Source organism: Polynucleobacter sp. 39-46-10 (assembly GCF_002282275.1).
In genome coordinates this window covers 1-2,511 of the sequence record NZ_NCJB01000321.1, presented here as the reverse complement: position 1 = coordinate 2,511, position 2,511 = coordinate 1, and the positions used below count along the sequence as shown (strand labels likewise).

The 2,511-nt window shown below is 46.4% G+C and carries 3 protein-coding genes; all 3 read left to right on the top strand.

Features of this window, described 5'->3' with window-relative positions; all coding sequences use genetic code 11:
- A partial coding sequence (locus B7X71_RS15100; protein WP_293601282.1) for a S1 RNA-binding domain-containing protein occupies positions 1 to 632 on the top strand: 632 nt, incomplete at its 5' end.
- 38 nt (positions 633 to 670) lie between these two features.
- Positions 671 to 1,669 (top strand): NAD(P)H-quinone oxidoreductase, encoded by a 999-nt coding sequence (locus B7X71_RS15095; protein WP_293601280.1) that lies wholly within the window; start codon positions 671 to 673, stop codon positions 1,667 to 1,669.
- A 17-nt stretch (positions 1,670 to 1,686) separates the two neighbouring features.
- Positions 1,687 to 2,445 (top strand): triose-phosphate isomerase, encoded by a 759-nt coding sequence (tpiA, locus tag B7X71_RS15090; protein ID WP_293599291.1) that lies wholly within the window; start codon positions 1,687 to 1,689, stop codon positions 2,443 to 2,445.
- Positions 2,446 to 2,511 lie beyond the last annotated feature (66 nt).

Here is a 2,511-nt window from a genome sequence, read left to right as displayed (position 1 = left end):
ACATCAAGGTTCAAGGTATCACCAAAGAAATTATGCAAGTTGCACTGGCCCAAGCTAAAGAAGGTCGTTTGCATATTTTGAGCAAGATGCAAGAAGCAATGGGTTCAGTTCGCACTGAATTGTCTGCACATGCTCCACGCATGGTTTCTTTCAAGATTCATCCAGACAAGATTCGTGAAGTAATTGGTAAAGGCGGCGCAACAATTCAAGCCTTGACTAAAGAAACCGGTTGCAGCATCGATATTAAAGATGACGGTACAGTAACAATCGCATCTACTTCTGCTGAAGGTATGGCTGAAGCAAAAGCGCGTATCGAAGGCATTACTGCTGAAGCTGAAGTAGGCAAGATCTACGAAGGCCCAGTTGTGAAGTTGCTTGAGTTCGGTGCTTTGGTAAACATTCTTCCTGGTAAAGATGGTCTCTTACACATCTCAGAAATTTCTAATGAGCGTGTAAAAGAAGTTAAGGACTATTTAGCAGAAGGCCAAGTAGTACGCGTGAAGTTGTTGGCTGCTGATGAGCGTGGTCGTTTGCGTTTATCTCTTAAAGCTGCAATGGCTGATGAAGGTGGCGCGATTGCTCCTTTGGCTGGCGCGACTGAGGCTGCCCCTGCATCTGGCGAAACTGCTTAATTATTGACTAAGCCATTTAGTTAGCGAGCGGAGTTCATATGCGCGTAATGCAAATCAAAGAATTTGGCGCACCAGAAATGCTGGTGGCTGCTACTCGTCCTGATCCAGTGGCTCCGGCTGCTGGTACGGGCGAGATTTTGATTAAGGTAATTGCTGCTGGGATTAATCGTCCGGATGTTTTACAGCGTAAAGGCCATTACCCAGTGCCAGCAGGCGCATCGGATATTCCTGGCCTCGAAGTAGCGGGTGAGATTATCGGCGGCGACTTAGCTCACGCCGATAATCTATTTGGTCTCAAAGTTGGCGATAAGGTTTGTGCGCTTGTGCAAGGCGGTGGTTACGCAGAATTGTGTACCGCTCCCATTGCACAATGCCTGCCTTATCCAAAAGGGTTTACTGATCAAGAAGCAGCCTCATTGCCCGAAACTTTCTATACCGTATGGAGTAACGTCTTCATGCGTGGTGAGTTGTCTGAAGGCGAAACCTTGCTAGTTCAAGGTGGTTCAAGTGGCATCGGTGTGACTGCCATTTTGATTGCCAAGGCTTTGGGCCATAAAGTATTCGTGACTGCCGGCACCGATGAGAAGTGCGCTGCATGCGTGGCTTTAGGTGCTGATCTGGCGATCAACTACAAGACACAAGATTTTGCAGAAGAAGTGAAGAAGGCAACAGACGGTAAGGGTGTCAACGTTATTCTCGACATGGTTACCGGTGCTTATGTACAAAAAGAGATTGATTGCTTAGCTGATGATGGTCGCATTGTGATTATTGCAATCATGGGCGGATCAAAGGCTGAAGTAAATACCGGACAAATTTTGCGTCGTCGTTTAACCATTACTGGTTCTACCTTGCGCCCACGTCCAGTGTCATTCAAGAAACAAATTACTCAGCAGTTACATGCACGTATCTGGCCTTTGCTAGATGCAGGCAAGTTGAAGCCAGTAATTTATAAAACATTTACCTTGGATCAGGCTGCTGATGCCCATCGTTTGATGGAGTCTTCTGAGCACGTTGGCAAGATTGTCCTCACTGTTTAAGTATTGAGCTAGATTTAATGCGCCCACTCACTGTTATCGGCAACTGGAAAATGAACGGCAGTCTTGCAAGCAATGCAGACTGGGTCAAGATCGTTTGCCGTGGCATGGAGCAGGGAATGCCTGCTGGGCGCAAGTATGCAGTGTGTGTTCCTTCTCCTTACTTATCGCAGTGCGGTGAGTTAATTCAGAATTGCTCTTTAGCTTTTTTAAGCTTAGGCGCTCAGGATGTATCTGCTTATACTGCTGGCGCTTATACCGGCGAGGTTGCAGCCTCCATGCTCAAAGAATTGAATTGTGCTTATGTGATTGTTGGACATTCTGAACGTCGTCAATATCATCACGAGGTTGATGAGCAGGTTGCAGAGAAATCCCTTCAGGTACTTGATAACGGCATGATCCCTGTAATCTGTGTTGGTGAGTCTGCAGATGAGCGAAATTCTGGTCGTGAGATTGAGGTTGTCAGAGGTCAAATTTCAAAACAAGTGGCCATTTTGCAAGATCGTTTGGCTGACTGCCTGATTGCTTATGAGCCTATTTGGGCTATTGGCACTGGCAAGGTAGCAAGCGCTCAAATGGCCCAAGATATGCATCGAGCAATCCGCTTGCAGTTAGCGGAGTTTGATGAGGATGTAGCTTCCCATGTGGGAATTTTGTATGGCGGTAGCGTTAAACCTGACAATGCCGTTGAACTATTTGCAATGCCGGATATTGATGGTGGATTGATTGGGGGTGCTTCCTTAAGCCCGCAGGATTTTCTGGCCATTTGTCAGGCCTAGTTTTTTTATTTGGAGATAAGCCATGGAATGGTTTAAGACTTTATTGATCGTTTTGCAGGTAATTTC